Source organism: Pseudoalteromonas arctica (assembly GCF_012927645.1).
GTDB lineage: Bacteria > Pseudomonadota > Gammaproteobacteria > Enterobacterales > Alteromonadaceae > Pseudoalteromonas > Pseudoalteromonas arctica_A.
On sequence record NZ_JABBMT010000098.1, the window covers coordinates 1 to 634 of the forward strand.

A 634-nucleotide genomic window follows, 5' to 3' on the forward strand; every position below is an offset into this window, starting at 1 on the left:
CACGGAGTGATTCATGACTGGGGTGAAGTCGTAACAAGGTAGCCCTAGGGGAACCTGGGGCTGGATCACCTCCTTATACGATTTAGAACTTATTTGTTCGTAGTGTCCACACAGATGATTGTTAATTGTAAAGAGAACAACACTTATTGTTTGGGTCTGTAGCTCAGTTGGTTAGAGCGCACCCCTGATAAGGGTGAGGTCGGTAGTTCAAATCTACTCAGACCCACCACTTCTTCTTAATACTGTTTTGTAAGTCTCGTTGTTTAGTGAACTAAACGGCCTCAACTTACGCCTTGTCTTAAAAAGAAGTCGGTTATACAAACAGTAAGACCAGCATATGTGGGGCTATAGCTCAGCTGGGAGAGCGCCTGCCTTGCACGCAGGAGGTCAGCAGTTCGATCCTGCTTAGCTCCACCACTTTTACTTCTTAAAAATAAATATTCTTTATCGGGTAGCAAAATCGCCTGAGAATAGAGTGTGTTTAATTTTGAGAAGTTTTTGATTCTCTGCTCTTTAAAAATTTGGAAAAGCTGATAATAAAATTCGTATGAATACATTGTATTTGTACAGAGTTTTCAAAAGTAAAAAAGAATGATAGCAGTATCATTCAGTGCCATTTAATCTTAGGATTAAT

General features: G+C 39.9%; 2 tRNA genes and 1 rRNA gene. All 3 read left to right on the forward strand.

The window, feature by feature from the left end:
* A 16S ribosomal RNA gene (locus tag HHO47_RS19055) occupies nt 1–76 on the forward strand; the annotation flags it as partial.
* A 76-nt stretch (nt 77–152) separates the two neighbouring features.
* Nucleotides 153–229 (forward strand) — tRNA-Ile (locus HHO47_RS19060).
* A 112-nt stretch (nt 230–341) separates the two neighbouring features.
* A tRNA-Ala gene (locus tag HHO47_RS19065) sits at nt 342–417 on the forward strand.
* Nucleotides 418–634: the final 217 nt, after the last annotated feature.